The organism is Methyloceanibacter caenitepidi (genome assembly GCF_000828475.1).
In the GTDB taxonomy this organism is placed as follows: Bacteria; Pseudomonadota; Alphaproteobacteria; order Rhizobiales; family Methyloligellaceae; genus Methyloceanibacter; species Methyloceanibacter caenitepidi.
In genome coordinates this window covers 1875910-1896546 of record NZ_AP014648.1, presented here as the reverse complement: position 1 = coordinate 1896546, position 20637 = coordinate 1875910, and the positions used below count along the sequence as shown (strand labels likewise).

At 62.0% G+C, this 20637-nt stretch carries 21 protein-coding genes; 8 read left to right on the top strand and 13 right to left on the bottom strand.

Translation table 11 applies throughout. The features are described from left to right. Positions 1-111 precede the first annotated feature (111 nt). Positions 112-3237, top strand: coding sequence for an efflux RND transporter permease subunit (locus GL4_RS08745; RefSeq protein ID WP_045366731.1), 3126 nt, complete (start codon positions 112-114; stop codon positions 3235-3237). Here GL4_RS08745 and GL4_RS08740 read toward each other — a convergent pair. The 5 genes from GL4_RS08740 to GL4_RS08720 all read right to left on the bottom strand — a co-directional run bounded on the left by GL4_RS08740 (position 3219) and on the right by GL4_RS08720 (position 6956). Continuing rightward, a complete protein-coding gene (locus GL4_RS08740) occupies positions 3219-4442 on the bottom strand; it encodes an efflux RND transporter periplasmic adaptor subunit (RefSeq protein WP_052464271.1) in 1224 nt (407 codons plus the stop codon). The two genes, GL4_RS08745 and GL4_RS08740, sit on opposite strands and share 19 nt — an antisense overlap. Positions 4443-4845: 403 nt before the next feature. Further along, positions 4846-5349: a peptide-methionine (R)-S-oxide reductase MsrB gene (gene msrB, locus GL4_RS08735; protein WP_045369824.1), complete on the bottom strand. Its 504-nt coding sequence runs from the start codon at positions 5347-5349 to the stop codon at positions 4846-4848. A 157-nt stretch (positions 5350-5506) separates the two neighbouring features. Next, positions 5507-6340, bottom strand: coding sequence for a sensor histidine kinase (locus tag GL4_RS08730; protein ID WP_156137474.1), 834 nt, complete (start codon positions 6338-6340; stop codon positions 5507-5509). A gap of 25 nt (positions 6341-6365) precedes the next feature. Continuing rightward, positions 6366-6521, bottom strand: coding sequence for a DUF1328 family protein (locus GL4_RS17205; protein WP_045369819.1), 156 nt, complete (start codon positions 6519-6521; stop codon positions 6366-6368). Between the two features lie 87 nt (positions 6522-6608). After that, the gene (locus GL4_RS08720; protein WP_052464267.1) at positions 6609-6956 is read right to left on the bottom strand and encodes a response regulator; all 348 of its coding nucleotides are present in this window, start codon (positions 6954-6956) and stop codon (positions 6609-6611) included. 126 nt (positions 6957-7082) lie between these two features. On the opposite strand from GL4_RS08720, the gene GL4_RS08715 reads away from it, so the two are divergent. Next, positions 7083-7292, top strand: a complete 210-nt coding sequence (locus GL4_RS08715; protein WP_052464265.1) for a DUF3309 family protein — start codon at positions 7083-7085, stop codon at positions 7290-7292. Between the two features lie 32 nt (positions 7293-7324). Here the strand turns inward: GL4_RS08715 and GL4_RS08710 are convergent, their stop codons facing one another. Beyond that, on the bottom strand, positions 7325-8116 hold the full coding sequence (locus tag GL4_RS08710) for a response regulator (RefSeq protein WP_045366729.1): 792 nt from the start codon (positions 8114-8116) through the stop codon (positions 7325-7327). 236 nt (positions 8117-8352) lie between these two features. On the opposite strand from GL4_RS08710, the gene GL4_RS08705 reads away from it, so the two are divergent. Next, positions 8353-8592 carry a NepR family anti-sigma factor gene (locus GL4_RS08705; protein ID WP_045366728.1) on the top strand — a complete coding sequence of 80 codons (240 nt, stop codon included), beginning with the start codon at positions 8353-8355 and terminating at the stop codon, positions 8590-8592. A 1-nt stretch (position 8593) separates the two neighbouring features. Then, entirely contained in the window at positions 8594-9151 is a 558-nt protein-coding gene (locus tag GL4_RS08700) for a sigma-70 family RNA polymerase sigma factor (protein WP_045366726.1), read from the top strand. Here the strand turns inward: GL4_RS08700 and GL4_RS08695 are convergent. Further along, entirely contained in the window at positions 9148-10119 is a 972-nt protein-coding gene (locus tag GL4_RS08695; protein WP_045366724.1) for an AEC family transporter, read from the bottom strand. The genes GL4_RS08700 and GL4_RS08695 overlap by 4 nt on opposite strands. Before the next feature lie 396 nt (positions 10120-10515). On the opposite strand from GL4_RS08695, the gene GL4_RS08690 reads away from it, so the two are divergent. After that, complete coding sequence (locus GL4_RS08690) at positions 10516-11001, top strand: hypothetical protein (RefSeq protein WP_156137472.1); 486 nt, start codon at positions 10516-10518, stop codon at positions 10999-11001. A gap of 115 nt (positions 11002-11116) precedes the next feature. Here GL4_RS08690 and pabB read toward each other — a convergent pair whose 3' ends face one another. From pabB to GL4_RS08660, 6 genes are all read right to left on the bottom strand, one after another. Further along, positions 11117-12940, bottom strand: a complete 1824-nt coding sequence (pabB, locus tag GL4_RS08685; protein WP_045366720.1) for an aminodeoxychorismate synthase component I — start codon at positions 12938-12940, stop codon at positions 11117-11119. A 92-nt stretch (positions 12941-13032) separates the two neighbouring features. Continuing rightward, positions 13033-13836, bottom strand: a complete 804-nt coding sequence (locus GL4_RS08680) for a formylmethanofuran dehydrogenase subunit C (protein WP_045366718.1) — start codon at positions 13834-13836, stop codon at positions 13033-13035. After that, positions 13833-14741: a formylmethanofuran--tetrahydromethanopterin N-formyltransferase gene (gene fhcD / locus GL4_RS08675; RefSeq protein WP_197539032.1), complete on the bottom strand. Its 909-nt coding sequence runs from the start codon at positions 14739-14741 to the stop codon at positions 13833-13835. The genes GL4_RS08680 and fhcD overlap by 4 nt, the downstream gene beginning before the upstream one ends. Before the next feature lies 1 nt (position 14742). Beyond that, positions 14743-16380 carry a formylmethanofuran dehydrogenase subunit A gene (locus tag GL4_RS08670; protein ID WP_045366716.1) on the bottom strand — a complete coding sequence of 546 codons (1638 nt, stop codon included), beginning with the start codon at positions 16378-16380 and terminating at the stop codon, positions 14743-14745. Then, a complete protein-coding gene (locus GL4_RS08665) occupies positions 16380-17453 on the bottom strand; it encodes a molybdopterin-binding domain-containing protein (RefSeq protein WP_045366714.1) in 1074 nt (357 codons plus the stop codon). The genes GL4_RS08670 and GL4_RS08665 overlap by 1 nt, the downstream gene beginning before the upstream one ends. Before the next feature lie 180 nt (positions 17454-17633). Then, positions 17634-18020: a 4a-hydroxytetrahydrobiopterin dehydratase gene (locus tag GL4_RS08660; protein ID WP_045366712.1), complete on the bottom strand. Its 387-nt coding sequence runs from the start codon at positions 18018-18020 to the stop codon at positions 17634-17636. Between the two features lie 128 nt (positions 18021-18148). Between GL4_RS08660 and GL4_RS08655 the strand changes: the two genes are divergently transcribed. From GL4_RS08655 to GL4_RS08645, 3 genes are all read left to right on the top strand, one after another. Continuing rightward, positions 18149-18532, top strand: a complete 384-nt coding sequence (locus tag GL4_RS08655; RefSeq protein ID WP_045366710.1) for a nuclear transport factor 2 family protein — start codon at positions 18149-18151, stop codon at positions 18530-18532. A 36-nt stretch (positions 18533-18568) separates the two neighbouring features. Further along, positions 18569-19624 (top strand): beta-ribofuranosylaminobenzene 5'-phosphate synthase family protein, encoded by a 1056-nt coding sequence (locus tag GL4_RS08650; RefSeq protein ID WP_045366708.1) that lies wholly within the window; start codon positions 18569-18571, stop codon positions 19622-19624. A 111-nt stretch (positions 19625-19735) separates the two neighbouring features. Next, positions 19736-20635 (top strand): NAD(P)-dependent methylenetetrahydromethanopterin dehydrogenase, encoded by a 900-nt coding sequence (locus GL4_RS08645; protein ID WP_244462595.1) that lies wholly within the window; start codon positions 19736-19738, stop codon positions 20633-20635. Positions 20636-20637: the final 2 nt, after the last annotated feature.

Here is a 20637-nt window from a genome sequence, read left to right as displayed (position 1 = left end):
TGCTTCCCCGCCTCCATCACGTTATGGTCGCTTGGGGCGAACACTTGAGGCCATCCGCTGGCCGCAGTGCGTGACGGCGCTGCCCAATGGCGCGCCGGGGGAGCATGGTCTTTGAGCGCGTTTTTCATTAGCCGGCCGATCTTCGCGACCGTCCTGGCGATCGTGATCGTCGTGCTGGGCGCCGTTTCCATGCCGTTCCTGCCGATCGGCCAGTATCCGCCAATCGCACCCCCGACGGTCGTGGTCTCGGCAACCTTCACCGGCGCCAATGCCCGCGCGGTCGAAGACAGCGTCACCACACCTCTGGAAGAACAGATCAACGGTGTCGAAGGCATGGTCTACATGTCGTCGGTCAGTTCCGACGACGGCACGTCGACGATCACCGTCACGTTCGAGACGGGATACGACCTCGATATCGCCGCCGTCGATGTTCAGAACAATGTCGAAATTGCATCGTCCCAACTGCCCGACGAAGTCGTCCAGGCCGGCGTCACCGTGACGAAACAGTCCAGCGACATCACGCTGGCGCCGAACCTCTATTCACCCGACGGCCGCTACGACACGCTGTTCATCAGCAACTACATCACCATCCACATCCTCGACGTCATGAAGCGCATTCCCGGTGTTGGGGAAGTGCAAATGTTCGGCGAGCGCACATTCGCCATGCGCATTTGGCTCGACCCCCAGAAGATGGCGAGCCTCGGCGTGACGGCCGAGGATGTGACCAAAGCCGTTTCAGACCAGAACCAGGTTGTCGCCGCCGGCGCTCTCGGCCAACAGCCGGCGCCCGAGGGGCAGGTCTTCCAGTTTACCCTGTCGACGCTGGGACGGCTGCAGACGGCCGAAGAGTTCGGCGACATTATCGTTCGCGCCGAGTCCGACGGACGCATCGTGCGGATCAGCGACATCGGCCGCGTGGAACTGGGCGCCGAGCTCTACGATGAGACGGCCAATGTCGACGGCCAGCCCGCCCTGCCCTTCGGCATCTTCCAGCTTCCCGATGCCAATGCCATCGACTTGGCCGATGAGGTCGAGGCCAAGATGGCGCAGCTGTCCGAGCGGTTTCCCGAAGGCCTCGAATACGAGATCATCTACGACACGACGCGCTTCATCCGGGCGTCGATCAAGGAAGTGCTGACGACGCTCGGCTTTGCCATCGCCTTGGTCGTCTTCGTCATCTTCATGTTCCTGCACGGACTGCGCACGACGCTTATTCCGGTCGTGACGATCCCGGTCTGCCTCATCGGGACACTCGCCGCGCTGCTAGCCGTCGGTTTCTCGATCAACACGCTGACGCTTTTCGGCATGGTGCTCGCCGTCGGCCTCGTGGTCGACGATGCCATCGTCGTTGTCGAGAACGTCGCGCGGAATCTCGAGAGCAAGGCCATCGAGGTCCATGAGGCCGCAAACGAGGCGATGAAACAGGTGACGGGGCCGATCATCGCAACGTCGCTGGTCCTCATGGCCGTGTTTGTCCCTGTTGCTTTCACGCCGGGGATCACCGGTGGGCTCTATAAACAGTTCGCCCTGACGATCGCTTTCGCCGTCGCGATCTCCGCGCTCAACTCGCTGACCTTGAGCCCAGCCCTCTGTGCCGTTTTGCTGAAGAACGAGGGTACGAAGAAGCATCCATTGTTCGCATGGTTCGACAACGGCTTTGCGCGACTTAACAGAGGATACGAGCGGATAGTCGGCTTCTTGATCAAAAGCTGGGTGCTGGTCGTCGGGTTGTTCCTCGTGGCGCTGCTCGCCACGGGCTACCTCTTCAAGACGGTGCCCACGGGCTTCGTCCCCCCCGAGGACCAAGGCTACTTCATCGTCCTCCTGCAAACGCCTGAAGGAACATCGCTTCAACGCACCCAAAAGGTCATGGAGAAGATCGAGAAGACGTTGATGGAGACACCGGGTGTGGGGCACGTGATCGCATTTGGCGGCTTCAGCCTGCTCAACTCGAACTCGGCGCCCAACACGGCCTCGCTGTTCGCCATCCTGAAGCCGTGGGATGAGCGCAAAGCCGCCGACGAGCAGCTGCTCACCCACATCCTCCCGACACTGAACGCCAAGTTCGCCAGCTTCGCAGAGGCGGAGGTCGACGCTGTAAATCCGCCATCAATCCCGGGGCTCAGCGCCACCGGGGGATTCCAGTTCGAGCTTCAGGATTATGCCGGCGGCACACTGACGGAACTGGAGAGCGTTACGCAAGCCTTCATCGCGGAGGCGTCCAAGCGCCCCGAGCTCCAGGGCCTCTTCACGACGTTCTCCGCGCGGACCCCCGGCTACCGGATCGATGTCGATCGCAACAAGGTTCTCAGCCAAGGCGTCTCGCTCAATGAGGTCTTCACCGCGCTCCAGGTCTATCTCGGCGGCTACTACGTGAACGACTTCAACAAGTTCGGCCGCGTCTACCGCGTCTATCTGCAGGCGGAGAAGGACGCCCGTGCGCTGACTACGGACATTTCGAAAATCTATGTGAGAAACGTGAAGGGCGACATGATCCCGCTGTCCGGCCTCGTCACCCTGAACGCCGAGGTCAGCGCTCGCAATATCAGCCACTACAATCTGTTCCGGTCGGCGCCGATCAACGGATCGCAGGCACCGGGCTACAGCTCCAATCAGGCCATCCAGGCCATGGAAGCCGTTGCGGCGGACGTCCTGCCGAAGACCATGGGTTATGAGTGGACCGGCAACGCCTACCAGGAAATCAAGGCCGGGAACGTCCTGCCCTACATCTTCGTCCTGGCTCTTCTCATGGTCTTCCTTTGCCTCGCCGCGCAGTACGAGAGCTGGTCCACGCCGTTCGTCGTGATCCTCGCGGTCCCGCTCGCCATGCTCGGTGCGCTTGGAGCGCAAGCCTTGCGTGGACTGAGCAACGACATCTACTGCCAGATCGGGCTGATCATGCTCATCGGCTTGGCGAGCAAGAACGCCATTCTCATCGTAGAGTTCGCACGCCGCCGGCGTGCCGAAGGCCTATCCATCGAAGAGGCCGCAATCGAAGCGGCACGGATCCGGTTACGGCCGATCCTAATGACCGCCTTCGCGTTCATCCTCGGCGTGACGCCCCTGGTGTTCAGTTCGGGCGCGGGGTCGAGCGCGCGGCACTCGCTCGGCACGGCGGTGTTTGGCGGCATGTTCGCCGCGACCATCCTGAGCCTATTCGTGGTCCCGGTCTTCTACGTGCTGGTCGAGCGGCTACGAAGCAGACCTGCTCGACCGTCTCAACCGTCAGCGGCCTGAGCGTCCTGTTTGTCCGCGCCCGTGTTTCCGGGACCGTTGCTTCCCGGTTCCACTATCTCGACTGCCGCTCCCGCATGGACCTTCTGTAGCCCCGTGACGACAACGCGGTCGCCTGGCTTCACGCCCTTCTCGATGACGTAGCTCGCTTGGTACTCGGGCCCAATGGTCACGTCTTGCCGGTTCACCGTGTCGTCCTTGCCAACCACATAGACGTAGTGGCCGCCTTCGTCCTGGGCGACGGCCTCCGCCGGGATCAAGACAACCTGGTGCTTGTCCGCAAGCGTGACCTTCGCCGTCACGAACTGACCGGGCCGTAGGGTCTTGTCGGGATTGGGTATGACCGCGCGCATCTTGATCGTGCCGGTGTTGGGATCGACCTTGTTGTCGACAAAGTCGACGGTGCCTTCCTGGGGAAAGGCCTCACCGGACGACAGCACCATCGAGACCTTCAGCGGGCCTTTCGCCTGAAACGGCACCATCTTTTGATAAGTCTCTTCGCTTGGACTGAAATAGACGTAGATCGGATCGAGCTGAACCACCGTGGTGAGCAGCGTATCTTCCGCGCTCACAAGGTTGCCGACATCTACGAGCGTGTTGCTCACGCGTCCGTCGATCGGCGAGGTGATGGTGGCATAGTCCAGGTCGAGCTGGGCGTTCTGCAGTGCCGCTTGACTGGCCGCCAACTCGCCGGCCGCCTCGATGGCTTCGGCGCGCGTCGATTCGTATTTCTGTACCGAGGCCGTTCCTTCGTCTTTCAGCTTCTCGTATCGCGCGAGCTGTTCCTTCGCGAAGTCCAACCGGCCCTGATTCTGCTCCAGCTCCGCCTTGTTCTGGTTCACCTCGGCCTGAAACGGCCGCTGGTCGATCACGAACAAGACGTCTCCCTTCTTGACATCCGAGCCTTCGACGAAAGGCCGCTCCGTCAGATAGCCTTGGACCTTCGCGCGCACATCGACATACGTGACGGCGGCCGTCTGACCCACGAACTCCTCGACGAGCGGAATCTCAGCGGACGCCGCCGTCGCGACTTCGACCTGCTGCTTGGCTTCTTGTTTCGGTTTGGAGTTGCTGGCATCGCACCCCGCAAGGAGAAGCGGCAGGCAGAGCGCAACCCATAGAGCCCCCGGCCGGAGCCCTCGCCCATCTCGCCACCCATGCTGGCACACTTGCCGGCAGCTCTGCATTTTGGATTTCGTCAAGCTCATGCGCCGATCCTACTTTTTTGGCGCTGTCCGGCCAAGCGTGCCGGGTACCATGGCAGAACGCGTAGATTGATTACGGGACCGGCGGATTGGTCCTGGGTGCCGCCGAGCGCAACGATGCACTAGCGCGCGAATCTATTGAAACCAGTGGCGAAGATGGGCGTGGCGGGACATGGTGCGTCTTCGGACGCCGCCGTCCTGAGTACGAGCGAGGGGAGCCGTATCCGACTCCCTCACCCCCGTATTACCCGTACGGCGAGCGGGGTACGCATTACAGACCCCGCCACGGGATCAGAACGTCCACCTAGAGGGTTGGTTCCGAAAAGCCGCGTCCCCGACCAGAAAAAGAATTGGCGCGGCTTCAAACGAAGCCACGCCGCAGTCGGTCAGGGAGGAATAGAGGGCTTTAGGCAGGTACGAACTTGAGCGATAGGCCATTGATGCAATAGCGCAGACCGGTGGGTTTCGGCCCGTCATTGAAGACGTGCCCAAGGTGTCCGCCACAGCGGCGGCAATGGACCTCGTCGCGCGACATGCCCCAGCTGAAGTCCTGCTGAACGCCGACATTGCCGTCGATCGGCGCATAGAAACTCGGCCAACCCGTGCCGGATTCGAACTTGGTTTCCGACTTGAAGAGCGGCAGCTCGCACCCGGCACAGACAAACGTGCCCTCACGCTTCTCATTGTTGAGCGGGCTGGTCCAGCGCGCCTCTGTGTCATGCTCGCGCAACACCGCATATTGCTGCGGCGTCAACACTTCGCGCCACTCCTCAGGCGTTTTCGTGATCTCGAACTTGCCTTCCGTGGCGGCAGTCACCGGGGAACTGTACCCACGCAGCAGAACCGCGCCGCCAACCGCAGCCGCAGCTACGCCCGCGGTGCCGAGGAGAATGTGTCGTCGCGATACCATCATGGCTCCTTCCCCATTAGCGGCTGTCGTGATCGTCAAAGCCAATGGATATGCTTGGAATCTAAGGATTGCGGCCGGACGTTCAATTCAACTTCGGCGCACACTCGTTCACGAGAGCTTTATCGGGACTGCTCGGGATGCGGAGCTCGGCGGCTCCTTACCCTCGGGATGTGATGTGCGTTGTCGGGATCACGATCTCGCAGCGGACGCCCTCGACCGGGAATGCCAAAGCAACCTCGCCGGCGAGGGCCTTGCCGACGATGTTTTCGATCATCGCGCGCCCGAAGCCGGAACTTGACGGCGTTTCCACCTCCGGACCGCCGCTTTCCGCCCAAACGAGCGTCAGGGTTTTCTCGTCCTCGCAGACCTGCCAGCCCACATGCACAGCGCCTTCCGGCATCGAGAGCGCGCCGTATTTCTCCGCGTTCGCGGTCAGCTCATGGAGCGCCATGCCCAGGTTGTGTACGGCTTCGGGCTTAAGCACGACGTCTTCACCTTCGATCGTAACCTGCCGGCCGGGACCTTCGATGTGCTTTTCCAACTGCTGCTCCACCAGCATGCGCAACGAGGCTCCCTGCCAGTCGTCCGCGACAAGTAGGTCGTGAGACATTCCGATTCCATGAAGCCGCGCGCCAAACCGGTCGAGAAATTCGTCTACGGTTGCTGTCTGCCGCGCTGTCTGACGAGCAATGGCCTGGATCACGGCCAGAAGATTCTTGGACCGGTGTGTCAGTTCACGGAGCAGGAGACGAAGCTGCTGTTCGCTCGCCGACCGCTCGGCACCAAACTGCTGTTCCGCCTCGGCCAGCTCCATCGTGCGCCGCTCGAGGTCGGCTTCCAGCTGTCGCCGGGCGGTCTCGCGCGACTGCCGGTTCTTGCGCGCGACAAAAAGGTAGAACAGCAACCCGCAGGCCAACAGAACCCCGACGACGGCCAGAGCCGTCCCCGTGGCCGTGGTCGTCTGCGCCTGCATGAAGGAAACGCCGCTCACAGAAAGACCTGCGTGCCTAAGCTCGCTATACGAGCGCCGCGATAAGCGTGACCAAGAACACCAGGAGGAAGATGAAGAACAGAACCCGCGCGACGCCGGCCGCAGCGGATGCGACGCCGCCGAATCCGAACACGCCGGCGACGATCGCCACGACTGCAAAGATTATCGCCCAGGTTAGCAACATCTGTTACCCCAACCCCAATTCGTCCAAGCGCGGTCACGCCTACGCCAAACGCCTCACCCACCGAATCGTTGCACGGCGCGGTTGTCAAAACCCGGCGACCGCGGCCAGGATCTCCTGGTCCGTGAACGGCTTTCGAACCAGAGGCGCCGCATTGTGGGCCGGAGGCAGGCTCTCACGCCCGTAGCCGCTGACGAAGGCGAAGGGCAGTCCGCGCGCCGTCAACACGTCCGCGATACGGCTGGCAGATTCGCCGCCCAGATGCGCGTCGAGCAAGGCGCCGCGCAAGGGACGGCTCTGGATGGCCGTCAGGGCATCGCTGACCGTGCTTGCGGGGCCGACAACCGCCAAACCCGCATTTTCGAGAGCCGCCACGATATCGAGCGCGATGAGAAACTCGTCCTCCACCACAAGGATTGGATTTGGATTGATCACGTCGAATCCTTCCTGTGCCTCGAACGGGCATTGTCCCTACGGAAACGTGGGGACCGGCAATCGGTTTCGCCAGCCGGGCGGATAATTGCGGACCGTCGAAGCCTAGCGTCACACGGAGAATAGTCTATGGTCGGCGCGATCCCGAGGGTCATCGCAAAGAACCACGCTCAGAGAGACGAAATGGGCTCAACAATTCTCCTCATTATCTTGGTCGCGGTTTTGCTCGCCGTATTGCCCGCTTGGCCATATAGCCGCGCCTGGGGGGCGTTCCCGGCCGGTCTGGTAGGTTTGATAATCGTCTTGCTGCTCGTGCTGAAATTCCTCGGCAAAATCTAGCGCCGCGAGACGCCGCGACGCCCCGTTATCAATCAGCTTTTGCGTTTGGCGTGCTGCTCGAAGAACAGCGCCTGAGAGACGATCGCCTTCACCGTATCGGGTTGATAGGGCTTGGTGATCAAGAAGGCCGGCTCGGGACGCTCGCCCGTGAGTAGCCGGTCCGGATAGGCCGTGATGAAGATTACCGGCACCTCGAACGACCCCAGGATCTCATTGACCGCATCGAGTCCCGAACTGCCGTCGGCGAGCTGAATATCGGCGAGAACCAGGCCCGGCTTTTTGCTCGACGCCGCGTCGACCGCCTCGGCATGGGTCCGGGCAACGCCCGCCACCTCGTGCCCAAGCCCCTCGACGATCGCTTCGAGGTCCATGGCGATCATGGGCTCGTCCTCGATGATGAGCACATCGGTGGCGACCTGCGCCGCGATCTCGCGGCCCGCGTCGTCCAGCAGCGCCTGGACGTTGCTGGGCGTGGTGTTGAGGATATCGGCCGTTTCGTCGACCGAGAATCCTTCCACCGAGCAGAGCACGAATGCTTGCCGGGCCAGCGGGGTGATCTGTTCCAACTGCCGGTCGACCGGCGAGTCTCCCCGGTCGAAAACCTCGGTCTTGAGGTTCAGGCCGACGGAGTTCCACATGCTGACGAATGTGCGGTAAAGCGCGACCCGGGGATCGAGTTTGTTGTCGAACAACGACGGATCCTCCGCCAAAACCTGGAGTGTCGCTGCGACATAGGCGTCGCCCGCGGTTTGGGAGCCAGCGAGGGCACGCGCGAACCGCCGGAGCAAGGGCAAATGTGGCGCGATAGTCTGAGACAACTGCATGGAACGGTGATCCCCAAAAGAGCCTGAAAGACTGGCCAATCGACCGCCCATTGTCTCACACACGGAGACGAAAGAAACAATGCGCTGGGTCGCTCCCCGGCAAAAAGCTGCCACGAAACTTTGGCAAAATCGTCTTGACCTTGGAACCGATTGAAGGATTGCGGGTTTTTCCGGTGCAGATGTGCAGCGGTTATCGGTTACAATCGGCGTGCTGATCGTACCGATAAGGAACCGTTGTGACCGAAGACGACAAGGACAAGGCTCAAAGGCGCATGTCTGTCGACGCCAGTAAGAGCACCCAGCGGCCAGACGATGGAATCGTCGAACCCGCCCAGCCGGATGCAAGTATGTCCCCCGCCCTCCAGGCCCATATCGGACGACAGGTTCGAGCGATGTTCGATTCTGTCGCCGAGGAACCGGTTCCCGAGCACCTTTTGAGACTTCTCAAGGATCTCGACGACAGCGGAGAGAAGTAACTTGCCAGAGACCGTTTCACCGGGCCTCAAAGACGCGCTCGTCGCCCAAATCGGCAGCCTGCGGGCCTTCGCCGTGTCGCTCTGCGGTGACCGCGAACGGGCGGACGATCTCGTGCAGGAGACGCTCTACAAGGCTTGGAACAATCTGTCGTCGTTCCAGGAGGGAACGAACCTCAAAGCCTGGCTCTTCACGATTCTTCGGAACACGTACTTTTCGGAACGCCGCAAGAAGAAGCGCGAGGTCGAGGACGTCGATGGCGCGTACGCGGCCAGGCTGTCGTCTAGCCCCGAGCAACACGGCCACATGGACATGCGCGACTTCGAGGAGGCCCTATCGGAGCTTCCTGACGATCAACGCGAAGCCCTCATTCTGGTCGGCGCGGCCGGCTTCTCCTACGAGGAAGCCGCGGAGATTTCCGGGTGCGCCGTCGGCACGATCAAGAGCCGCGTCAATCGCGCCCGCCGACGCATCGCTGAGTCCCTGAATATCGATGCCGACGAAGACAGCCCGTCCGACCTGGTCGCCGCCGACACCCTCCCCGCGTCCCGAAGCGCCTAACCAACAAGCCAGATAAACAGGCTGATGGTCAGCAACGAGCCGAAGGTTGAGATCAGCAGCGCCGATGCGGCCTCCGGAATTGCCGTGCGGAACTGGACCGCCAACATCACCACGAGGGCGACTGCAGGGAGTGCGGTGGTCACGACGGTTTGGCCCAAGATTGGATTCTGAAAGCCCAGCGCCAGCATTCCGAGGCAGACCACGGCAGGTTGCAGCACGTTCTTAATAAAGACGAGACTTAGGACGGGCACACTGAACTTCACCTTGTACCCGGCAAGAATGATTCCCGACGCAAACAAGGCTACGCCGGACGAGGAATGTCCGAGCAGGGACAAGGACTGGTCGACGACTTGCGGCAGGTCGACGCCCAGAAGCACCATGACGACTCCTGCGCTTGGCAGCCAAACGATTGGCTGTTTGAGCGACTTCATGATCGTTCCCGGAATATCGACGCGGTGCGGCGGTGCGGTTGACGCGCCATCCGCCCCAGCGAGCGCCTGTTGGCCTCGTGCCGCGTCGAGTTCCAACAAAACGAGAGTCGCCGGAAGAAGGAAGATCACCACGATGATACTGCCAACCGCGATCGGAATGTTGGCGGTCGCACCGTAGAGGTAGCCCAGTACGGGAACGCCAACAAATGCCGTGCTCGGCCCAGACGCCATCAACGCCCGAAGGGCGCTCAAGCCAGGCGGATGACGAAAAAGGAAAACGGCAACCAGAAGCACGAATATGTACGTGCCGACGATCGCAGCGAGGAGAAAAATGAGGAGCGGCACACTGGACAGCAAATCCGCGCGTCCAGCTCCGAAGACACCGACGAACAAGGCCAACGGCAGGGCGTAGGTCATCACCATGCGGTTGAGCGTCGGCACCTCGTCTTGCGAGAAATCGTGATGCCACGCCGCGAAATAGCCGAGCATAATGGTGATGATCGCTGGCAGCAGCGCGCTGAGAATCTGTCCTAGCATCGGTCCCCCGAATTGATTTGTGACGCCGGTCCCCGCGCCGCGGCGAGTGGAGCCGCGACTCGTCCCTGCCCTGGCCGGACGCCCGGTAGGCTACGACAGGCGCCCTTCAAATCAACACTGTCCCCCTTGATGTCTGGCGTAACAGACCAAATGTGTAAGTATCACCAGAGATACCCTGGAGGCTTCGAACAAGGTCCTGTTTCAGGTTCGACCGTACCGCCCCTAAAGCGGTCGGTCTTGCTGTAGAGGTCAAGTCCTTGTTCCAGGACAAGGAGTTGCGGGGAATTGTCCTATCGTCACTTGATTGCGCTACGAACACACTGACAGTTGATTCTTCGTCCAAGCCTCAAGAGACCCGCCATGACCGATGATGTCCAAGAGACTGAGAAGACAAACATGACAAACGACCCTATGAAGACCGACAAAACCAAGCTGGCCGAAAAAGAGTGGGATGATCTGCAGCGCGACCTGGAAACGCTCGGCGACCAGGTGAAGTCCCTGCGCGATCACGCCGGTGCCCTCGGCGAAACCGTTCTCGGTAATATGGAATTGCGCTTCCAAGATGTGCTGAGCCGCGCCAATGCCTATCGCAATACGACCGCCGCACAGATCGAAGAGCTGCAAAAGATGGCCCTCGACCAAGCGGACCAGACGCAGGCGACGCTGACCGAGCAAGGTAAGAAGTCCGCCGCAATGGCCAAGGACAAGGCCCGCGAACTTTGGGACCGCGCCGAACCGCTCCGTCAGGGCGCTCAGGAAGTGGGCAACGGTTTTCTGCGCGCTTGGTCTGAGATCGCCGCGTCATTCGGCAAGGCCGCCGAAAAGGTTCAGACGGAACGGACCAAGGACAGCACGGACGACAAGAGTTCCAAGACGACCTGACGCGACTGAACGCGTGGGGAGCGCAACGCAGAGCGCACACCGGAAAGCGCCCAGATCTTCGGATCTGGGCATTTTCTTTTGGGGGCGCCTATTGGTTCTTCAGCCCAGCAGGCGATCAGCCCAAGCGATCCGGGTCCGGACCTCCGGAATCCTTCGAGATCTCGGCACGAACCAGCCCCCGAACCGAATTGCCGAGATAAACCCGATCGGCTCGCTTGAGATCGGCCTCTGTCAGGACGGCTTCGCTGGCGGCGGCGCGCGGAAGATCGAGGAGTTCCTCGCGCAACGTACCGGGAAGAAGTCCGCAGCGGAGCGCGGGCGTGAACAAGCGCCCGTCCTTTTCCACGAAGAGATTTGTCCGCGTGCCTTCCGTCAGTTCACCGCGCTTATTGAGGAAGACGACCTCATCGCACCCGGTGAGGTCTTTCTGCCGCTCCATCTCCCGGTCGTAGAACTGACGCCGCGTGGTCTTGTGATAGAAGAATGGGTCCGTCTCGTCGACGCGCTGGTCCGAGATGACGAAGCGCCAGACCGTGTCCTTGGTCGGCAACTCGATCTCACGCGAACTGACCTGCACTGTCCCGTCCTCGAACAGCAGCAGCCGCACCATCGCCACGGGCGAGGTGATCTTGACGGCCTCCGCTTCCAATGCCGCGACTACGGTCTTCCGGTCGTAGCGGTAGCCGAAATAGGCCGCTGACGCTTGTAGCCGCAGAAGATGCCGCTCGAGGAGGTGATAGCCGCGCTCGCTCTGCCATCGCAGCGTTTCGATCAGTTCGAACGGCCCGCCGGACTCGGTCAGGAATTGCGCCTTGAGGAGGCACTCCGCATGCTCGGAGTCTTCCTTCGAGTCGGCGACGATGCCACCACCAATGCCCATCTCACCCCGCCCGCCCGACAGAACTGCGGTTCGAATGGCCACGTTGAACTGGCATTCGCCGGAGGGCGCGATCGTGCCGATGGCACCGGTATAGATTCCGCGGGGCTCCTTCTCCACTTCACGGATGATCTCCATAGCCCGAACCTTCGGCGCACCGGTGATGGAGCCGCACGGAAACAGTGCGCGGAGCATGTCGGCGAGCTCCATGTCGGAGCGGAGTTCCGAGGTGATCCCCGAAGTCATCTGATGGACGGTGCGATAGGTCTCGACTGTGAACAGGTCCGTCACCTCCACCGACCCGATCCGCGAGACCCGCGCGAGATCGTTGCGCAGCAGATCCACAATCATGAGGTTTTCCGCGCGCTGTTTCTCGTCCATGGCGAGCCAGGTTTTGAGGCGCGCGTCCTCGCGCGGTGTCCGGCCTCTCGGGGCGGTGCCCTTCATGGGCCGCGTGGAGAGCTGCTGATTCTCGCGCCGGAAAAACAGCTCCGGCGAGAGCGAGAGAATGGCAACGTCCGGCGTCTCGATCAGCGCCCCATAGGCGACCAGTTGCCTCCGGCGCAGCGCCGCATACAGCGCAATCGGATCGCCCTCGAAGTCGAACAGATATTTCTGGGTGAGATTGATCTGGTAGACGTCGCCGGCGGCGATGTAGTCCTGAACGGTCCTGAACGCCCGTCCGTACTCCTCGCGGGTCCAGGACAGCTCCAAGTTTGAGATCTTGGCGTGCCCTGCCCCGCCGCGCTCGCCGAGCCAGTGGCGGACAGCTTCGTCTCCCATCCGCTTGGGTTCCCCAAAAAGGCCCACCCAAAACAGCGGCACCGAGCGGTTCTGAGGCATAAGCCCGGCCAGTTTCGGCTCGAGGCAATAGCCGAGTTCGTAGGAGAAATATCCGGCCGCATGGAGCCCGCGCGCCAGCCCGTCCGAAATACGCTGAAGGCCGGCATCGACGTCCTCGGGCGTGTCGACGCAGACGATCTCCTCGGCCTGCTCGAACAGCAGGCTGCGCTCACCGGAGGTGAGGCTGTCATCAAGAAGAACGAAAGGCGAAGACGTCATGAAGAAAGTGCAAGGCGACCCAGCTTAAACGCCCAGCATAAAGGGGAAGCGCCCATCCGGCGTCAAGTGCCGCCGGCGAGTACTGTCTCGACCTATTCGAGGATCAGCATTTCGCCTTTGCCGAGAACGGCCATATCGCCCATGAGCCTGCGGGCGCGGCCGCCGAGGCGGATCCGCAGCCCCTGCTCGCGGAGCCAAGTCTCCAGCAGGCGCAGGTAGTCGAGCTCCAAAACGCCGCTATCCACATAGGTCGGCATGAGGTGGCGGGGCTTGTCGGCAAAGATGAGACTGCCGCGGCGGTTGCCGTAGCCCGCGTAGCGGCCGGCGCCGCCTTGAAGCAGAAGCGTGCCGGCGATCATCCGGCCGCCCGCGTAGTCGCCGGCCTTGCCACCAACCACAATGAGCCCGCGACGCAGACGCTCGCCCAGAAGCGACCCCGCGTCGCCGCCGATGGAAATAAACCCGCCCTTCATGCCGAAGGTCTCGCCGAAGGCGACGCCGCCGGCCTGATCGCCCACGTCGCGCCGGACGCTGATCTCGCCGCCGGACATGCTCGCGCCGGCGGAAACGCCCGCGCTGCCTTCCACCGCGATCTTGCCGCGCTTCATCTGCGCGCCGAGCAGCATGCCAGCATCGCCATCGACCAAGATCTCGCCACCGGCGAGCTTTGCGCCGATCTTGTCGCAACGATCGTCCGTGCCGGCGAAGTGAATATTCTGGACATCCCTGCCCTTCACCTTAAAGGCGTCGCCGACCGTCAGAGTCTCCCGCGTGGTCGCTACCGACAACGCCTCGATCTCTTTGCGGTTTAGGCCGTCGAGACGGCTTGGAACCAACGACGACAAGTCCAGCCGTTGGTCAGGCCGTCCCTTGAGCTCGAAACTAAGCGCGCTCACCCGACAATCTCCTTAAGGTGGAAGTGATGGGGCCCGAGGTTGCCGCCGTAATTGCCGGCCGTGATGTGGGTGATGCCCTCGCGCGCGCCACCCTTGGCAATCGCATGGATGCCCACTTCCATGGCTTCGTGGACCGCATCCGCCGTCAGCCCGTCGATCACGATCTCCAAGACCGCTTCCGCACTCGGCGGCAGTTCCGAATCCTTGTGCCATTTAAGGCCGGGCGCGTAGGCATGGTTCGTCGATGCGATCTGGCCTGCATATTTGGATCCGACCTTCGAGCCGGACCGGACGATGCCACCTGGAAACGGCGTAATCACATCCGGCACGTCGGCCATGGCCTTGACAGCCCGCGTGCACGCCGCGAGCACCGCCTTGTGCGATTTGCCGACGACGAGAAGGTTGCCGCCACCCACGGCCTTGGTGGTCATGCCGGTCTTTTCCTCGCAGACGAACTCGCCGCCCATGACGGGAATGCGCCAGTAACGGCGGCCGCCGACGACTTTCGACATCTGCCAACCGTCGCCAAAGAACCGCAACGAAGAGCCAAGCTTCAGCGACTTCTCGCCATCTAGCCCTGCGTAACAAGCCGAACCCGGGCTCGTCAGCACACACTGCCCTACCCGGTTGCGCAGCTGCGTCTGCAGCATGTTCGCATCCATCGTAAACAGCAGCACGGCGACGCCGGGACGGCCATCCGGCGTTTCGGACTTCGACAATGGGCGTTCGATGCCGCCTTCGGCGCCGCAGGCGATCACGGACGTCGCGAAACCCGTCATGGTGCGGGCGGAGATCATCGCCCACTCGGCGGTCGGCGCGGTGATGATGACGCGCGTGCCAACCATGGGGAAGGCTTCCGCGAACGTCTCGACAATGGTGACGCCTTTAACTTTCAGCTCTGGCATGTCAGCTCGCACAACGAATGGTCGCGAACCGATCGGGACGATCGGAAACGGTTTCGGTCACGCCGAACCATGACGGGTCGGCGCCATAATAGGTCTCGTAAAAGGAACGCACGCGCTTCACGATCTGACGGTCGAAACCGGGATCGACGTGGAAGCACCGCCCCCAGCTCACATCGACGACAGTGCCCTTGCGCACGACGAGCTTGCCTGACTTGAAGACGAGGTCGGCAGCGGAGAACATCTTCGTCTTGTTCTTCTGGTCGGCGTAAACGGCGACATCCGCCACGGCGCCCGGACCCAAATGACCGCGGTCGGTCAGGCCCAAAACTTTCGCCGGCGCCGCGCGCGTCATGATCGCCAGTTCGGACAGAGTTATCTCGCGCGAGATACCGGCCAGCCCCGACACCTGGCGCGACGCTTCCGGCAGCGCATCGAACCAGCGGGAGCGCTCGTTCTTGTCCATCAGCAGATGGAAGATCTCCGGATAGCGCGTGAACAACGCACCGTTGGGATGGTCGGTCGAGAACAGCACCCGCCACGGGTCTTCCGCGAGCAAAAAAATCTCGAGGCCGATGGCCCATTGGAGCGCGTTGACAAAGCTCTTCTTCTTGTAATTGTACGGCACGACGCCCGTGCCGTTGCCTTCGGCCTGGTTGATCACCCACTTCTTCGGGTTGGCGGCGCGGCGTCCGTCGAACTGGCGCAGCACGTCGCCGGAGATCGTGATGGTCTGGCCGAACATGACCTGACCCACATCGACCGTCGCCTTCTTGTGCTTATTGATCGCTTCCATGAGCGCCGGTGCGCCCGACGAGAACTTCTTATCGCCTTCCTTGCCGTAGCCGTAAAACTGGATATGCGCCAAGTGGATCGGGTGACCTCCGGTCGCTTTCAACGTCGCAACGGCCGTATCGACATTGCCCGCGATCCCGAGATTGTTCGTATGAACGTGAGGCGGATGCGGCACGCCGAGATCGGCGATGACTTGCTGCATCGCCTCGACGATGCCCCGCGAGGTGACGCCGTACTCCGGCACCTCCTCATCGAGATCAAACGTACGTGCGTTGAACTTGAAGGCCTCGGAACCGCCAGCGTTGATGACCTTGAGACCGAGCGCCTTCGAGTGGGCCAAGGTCCAAGCGACATAGTCTTTCAGCTCATCGCTTTTGACGTCGCCCTTGCGCAGCAGGTTGAGCGTGTAGTCGTCGTTGCCCAGAACCACGAGGCCTGCGACGTCGATAATTGGAATCGCCGCCATCTCCTTGTGCGCCTGAACGGCGTGGGTCGGGATCATCGCAGGCTCGATCACCGTGGTGTAGCCCATCTCCGCGTAGCGAACGCCGGTGGCATAGGAGCCCCAGGCCGCGGGAGACGGCCCGAAGGGCTGACCTTCAGAAGCGGCGATGATCGGCAATTCGGGCATCAACTGCCGGCCAAGCGTCACATTGGTGCCGGCGATGTGCGAGTGCACGTCGATCGCGCCCGCCATGACGATCTTGCCGGAGACGTCATGGACTTCGTCGGGCTCGCGCCCCTCCGGCGCCGCGACAACGCGGCCGTCCTCCAGATAAACATCGCCCACGGAATCGCGATTGTTCGCGGGATCGATCACGCGGCCGCCCTTAAGCTGGATGAGCATCAAGCGGCTCCCTTTTCGTCGATCAGCGCACCGATCTTATTCAACACATCAGCCACGGTCGGCTTGTCGGACTTTTTGGACGTGGCCTTGACCACGCCGATGCCCGCGATGGGCGGCAGGTAGACCGCGGCATCGTGGTCGGCGGCGGCCGCACCCACTTCGATCACCACATCGTCTCGGCCAACCTTCACGGGTTTGGACGACAGCACGACGGACGGGATACCCCGAAAGGCCCGCGTCGGCGGCGCTGCTTCGGCGCCGTCCAGCGCGTCGATCCAAACGAGGGCATCGGCCTCGCCGCTCTTGAGGAGGCGCTCTGTCTCAAAGGCCCACATGTTGTTTTCTGGTGTGTCGCCGGCAAAGCTCGTCCGTACCGGCAGGCCGCAGGTCCAGATAGAACAGAGATTGACGCCTTCGCCGTTTCCGGGCACGGACATAGAAAGCGTCGCCGCACGGGTCGTCTTGACGAGCAAGCGAACGGTTTCAAGCACAGTATGCAGCACCGGCTCCTCGAGCTCGGCCGGATCGTAGACGAACACCGCGAAGGCCGAGTCGCGCAGCCTTTTGGCTGCTGACAGGAGTTTCTTGCCGAGAGCGTCGTCGCGAATCTCGAACGGCAACTCACGGGTGGCAGCCGCCAGCAAGGCCACCAGTTCCGGCAGTGCGTTCTTGCCATTGATCTCGGTGGTCCGGACGCCGGCGGGCGTCTTTCCCTTTTTCGTCCCGACGACAATCAGTTCGCGCTTATTGTCGCCCGGGCGCGGCAGGTTCTTCGCTGGAAACAGCTTCTCCAGGAGATCGGCGTCGCGTTCGCGCGGACCGTCGCCAATCAGAATGACCGTGTCGGCGCGATTGCGGACTTCGCCAAAGCTCGCTGGCGTCGAGCCTGTCTCACGCATCACGCGTGCGGCTCGGGACATGCCGTCACTCGCGGCGTGGTCGACCACACCGCCGAGTTTCTGTGCCAGGGCCAGCGCCGCCGTGGCGCCATTCACATCGGTAAAGAGACCGCCGAAAACCGGGAGACGTGCTTGCGCGAGTAAATCCGCTGCACGTTGGAGCGTGCTGTCCAAACTCGTTGTCCTCCCCGAAGTCTTCTTATTGAACTCGTTACACAGATAAACAGGTGGTTCCCTTGGCGCAAGCGCGGCCGCTCCCGTTCGGGGACAAATTTGCAGTCATCCGGCACCATATCGAGATTGATCGGCGCGCGCAGACAACATCCCCTGCGGATGACGCAGGCGAGTGAACGGCTAGGTCTTTGGCTTGTCGTATTTGATATAGGAGAAACGCATGTCGTCCTCGGGCGTTCCTTCCAGGGAACCGCCTTCGGCGCCAGGCTGCCAGTGCACGACATCCTCGATCTTCTTAGCGAGTTCGAAGTCCTTGTCGGTGATTCCTTTTGCCGCATGGTTCATCAGCCGCACCTCGACCCAGGCGTAGGACGCGGTGATGTCCGGGTGGTGCCAGGCCGCTTCGGACAGATGGCCGATGGTGTTGATCACCATCAGCGTGCCCTTCCAGCTGTTGGTCTTATATTTGCGGCGAATCCAGCCATCTTCGAGATACCAGTGAGGAAGCTCTTTCTTGAGCCGTTCCTCAACCTCTGCATCGCTGTAGGTGCGCTCTTTCGTTGCCATCGCTCTCGTCTTTTGAAACAGTGCGCCGCAACATCTGGAACCTTTGCGTCGCTCATTAAACCGTAGCCACACCGAGCATATCGGCGGGCCTTGAGCGGATCAATGGAGGCGGGTCGAAGGAAACGCGTATGCCCGACATTGAACGCAATAAAGAGACCGCCATGGCCTTCTACGACTTGGCCTTCAACCAGTCCCGCCCAGCTGAAGCCGTCGCGCGTTATGTTGGCGACACCTACACCCAGCACAACCCACACGTGAAAGATGGGAAAGACGGGTTCATCGAGTACTTCGAGGAGATGCACCGCCGATATCCCGGCAAGCGCGTGACCTTCAAGCGGGTCCTGGCCGAAGGGAATTTCGTGGTGCTGCATTGCCTCCAGGAATGGCCCGGCGATCAAGACTGGATCGGTATCGACATTTTCCGGCTGGACGATGCGGGAAAGGTTGTCGAGCACTGGGACGTCCTTCAAGTTGCGCCCCAAAGTTCGGCGAACCCGAATGGCATGTTCTAGTGCTCGAGTTGTGGTGCCCAAGAAATTTTGTCCCGTATGGAAACGACGTTAGCTGAGTTGTCCCAGTCCCAAGACGAAACCCGCGACGAAAACCCCGAACCGGCCGTGTCCGTCGCCACGACGGCGCGTCTGCATTTCGGCTTTTTCGACCCCAGCGGACGGACGGCGCGCCCCTTCGGCAGCTTCGGGCTGTCGCTCGACCAGCCGTGGACGCGGCTGACGCTGCACCGGGCGAGCGAAACCTCGGTGACGGGGCCTGAGGCCGAGCGCGCGGCGCGCTACCTCGCGACGGTCGCCGAGGCCTGCGGCATCGACCGCACCTATCGCTTGGATGTCGCGGAATCCATCCCCTCTCATGCCGGGCTCGGCTCCGGCACCCAGCTCGCGCTCGCCGTCGGCGCGGCCTTCGGGGCGCTGGAAGGACTACGTCTGTCCGCGCCGGAGATCGCTGGCATTCTGGGACGCGGAGCGCGCTCCGGGATCGGCATCGCGACCTTCGAAGCGGGCGGTGCGGTTTTGGACAGCGGGCCGTATGACGGCGCCCTGCCGCAGCTCGTGGCACGGGTCCCCTTCCCGGAGCAGTGGCGGACCCTGCTGATCTTCGATCCGCAGTCCAAGGGCCTCGACGGTGCCGACGAGGTCGCGGCATTCGAAACCGCACCCGCGTATTCCGAAGATGCGCGGGCAGCCCTGGAACGACGGGTTCTGGAACGCGCTCTGCCGGCGCTGCAGAACGAGAGTTTCGACGTCTTCTGCGAGGAGGTCGGATACCTGCAAGCACGCATGGGCGATTATTTCGCGCCGAGCCAAGGCGGCATCTTCACCAGTCCGCGCGTCGGCGCGGTCCTCGAAGCCTTGCGGGCGGACGGCGTTACCGGGCTGGGCCAGAGTTCCTGGGGACCGACCGGTTTTGCATTTGCCGTTTCGGAGACCGAGGCGGAACGCCTGCTCGCCATCGCCGCCGAGGTCGCAGGCGTGCACGACGGCGGGTCAGCCCTGGAACTCGTGATCGCCAAGGGGCGCAACGAAGGCGCCGAGATCACTGTCTCGCACCTGACCTCGAGCAATAATCTGGGCGCAACAGGCGTTTGAGGTTCTTTCCAGTCCCGCCCGATGTGCTAAAGCGGAAGTCACAAGAGCAACACAGCCGGCCGATCGAGCGGATGAGCGCGCCGGCCGCATAAGTCTGGGGAGATGGCAGCGATGGCCCCGCCACGTATTCTGCACATGATCACGCCGCTCAAATATATGAGCCCGTTCGACATCAACATGGGAATCGACGCCGGCTACGATCACGCCATTCCCTACACGAACGCCACGATCGAGGACATTTACGGCCTCGTGCAGGACGCCATCTTCTCCCGCAGCCCCGAGGGCATCAAACGCCAGGCCGTCTTCATCGGCGGCAAGCGGGCCATCGAATCGCTCGACATGATGGACAAGGCCAAGAAGGCAATGGTGCCGCCGTTCGAGGTATCGGTGTTCGCCGATCCGGCCGGATCCTTCACCACGGCCGCGGCCATGGTCGCCTGCGCCAAGACGGCTCTTAAGAAGACCTTCGACACGGACTTTAAGGACAAGCGCGTCATCGTCTATGGCGGCACGGGCGTGGTTGCCTTCGCCTCCGCCGTCATCGCCTCGATGGACGGAGCCAAGGCGTTTCTCGTCGGCTATGACGGGCCGGAGCGCGTGCGCCGCCTGACCATGGAAGCCAATGACCGTTTCAACGTCGATCTTGGCTACGCGGACGGCACGACTGAGGAACAGAAGGAAGAGCTCGCGCAGAGCGCCGACGTCATCTTCTCGGCGGGTCCCGCCGGGCGCCAGATCTTAGGCCTCGAGCAGTTCAAGCCCGCGAAGAACCTCAAGGTCGTCGCAGACGTGAATGCCGTTCCGCCGCTAGGCATCGAAGGCGTCGGCATTAAGGACAACGGTGTCCCCGTGGAGGGTGCGGACGGCGCTGTCGGCATTGGCGCGCTGGCGATCGGCGACATCAAGTACAAGACAGAAATCGGCATGTTCAAAGAGATGATCGAGGCCAAAGAGCCGGTCTATCTCGACTTCCGCGCCGCATACCGATTGGCTCAGGAGCTCACCTCCTAAAT

Coding starts and splice junctions, on each gene's coding strand:
- pabB (WP_045366720.1), bottom strand. CDS start 12,940: ATGACGTCTTCGCCTTTCGTTCTTCTTGATGACAGCCTCACCTCCGGT.
- msrB (WP_045369824.1), bottom strand. CDS start 5,349: ATGGTATCGCGACGACACATTCTCCTCGGCACCGCGGGCGTAGCTGCG.
- GL4_RS08690 (WP_156137472.1), top strand. CDS start 10,516: ATGACAAACGACCCTATGAAGACCGACAAAACCAAGCTGGCCGAAAAA.
- GL4_RS08715 (WP_052464265.1), top strand. CDS start 7,083: ATGGTCGGCGCGATCCCGAGGGTCATCGCAAAGAACCACGCTCAGAGA.
- GL4_RS08695 (WP_045366724.1), bottom strand. CDS start 10,119: ATGCTAGGACAGATTCTCAGCGCGCTGCTGCCAGCGATCATCACCATT.
- GL4_RS08670 (WP_045366716.1), bottom strand. CDS start 16,380: ATGCTCATCCAGCTTAAGGGCGGCCGCGTGATCGATCCCGCGAACAAT.
- GL4_RS08660 (WP_045366712.1), bottom strand. CDS start 18,020: ATGGCAACGAAAGAGCGCACCTACAGCGATGCAGAGGTTGAGGAACGG.
- GL4_RS08710 (WP_045366729.1), bottom strand. CDS start 8,116: ATGCAGTTGTCTCAGACTATCGCGCCACATTTGCCCTTGCTCCGGCGG.
- GL4_RS08645 (WP_244462595.1), top strand. CDS start 19,736: ATGGCCCCGCCACGTATTCTGCACATGATCACGCCGCTCAAATATATG.
- GL4_RS08655 (WP_045366710.1), top strand. CDS start 18,149: ATGCCCGACATTGAACGCAATAAAGAGACCGCCATGGCCTTCTACGAC.
- GL4_RS08740 (WP_052464271.1), bottom strand. CDS start 4,442: ATGAGCTTGACGAAATCCAAAATGCAGAGCTGCCGGCAAGTGTGCCAG.
- fhcD (WP_197539032.1), bottom strand. CDS start 14,741: ATGCCAGAGCTGAAAGTTAAAGGCGTCACCATTGTCGAGACGTTCGCG.
- GL4_RS08650 (WP_045366708.1), top strand. CDS start 18,569: ATGGAAACGACGTTAGCTGAGTTGTCCCAGTCCCAAGACGAAACCCGC.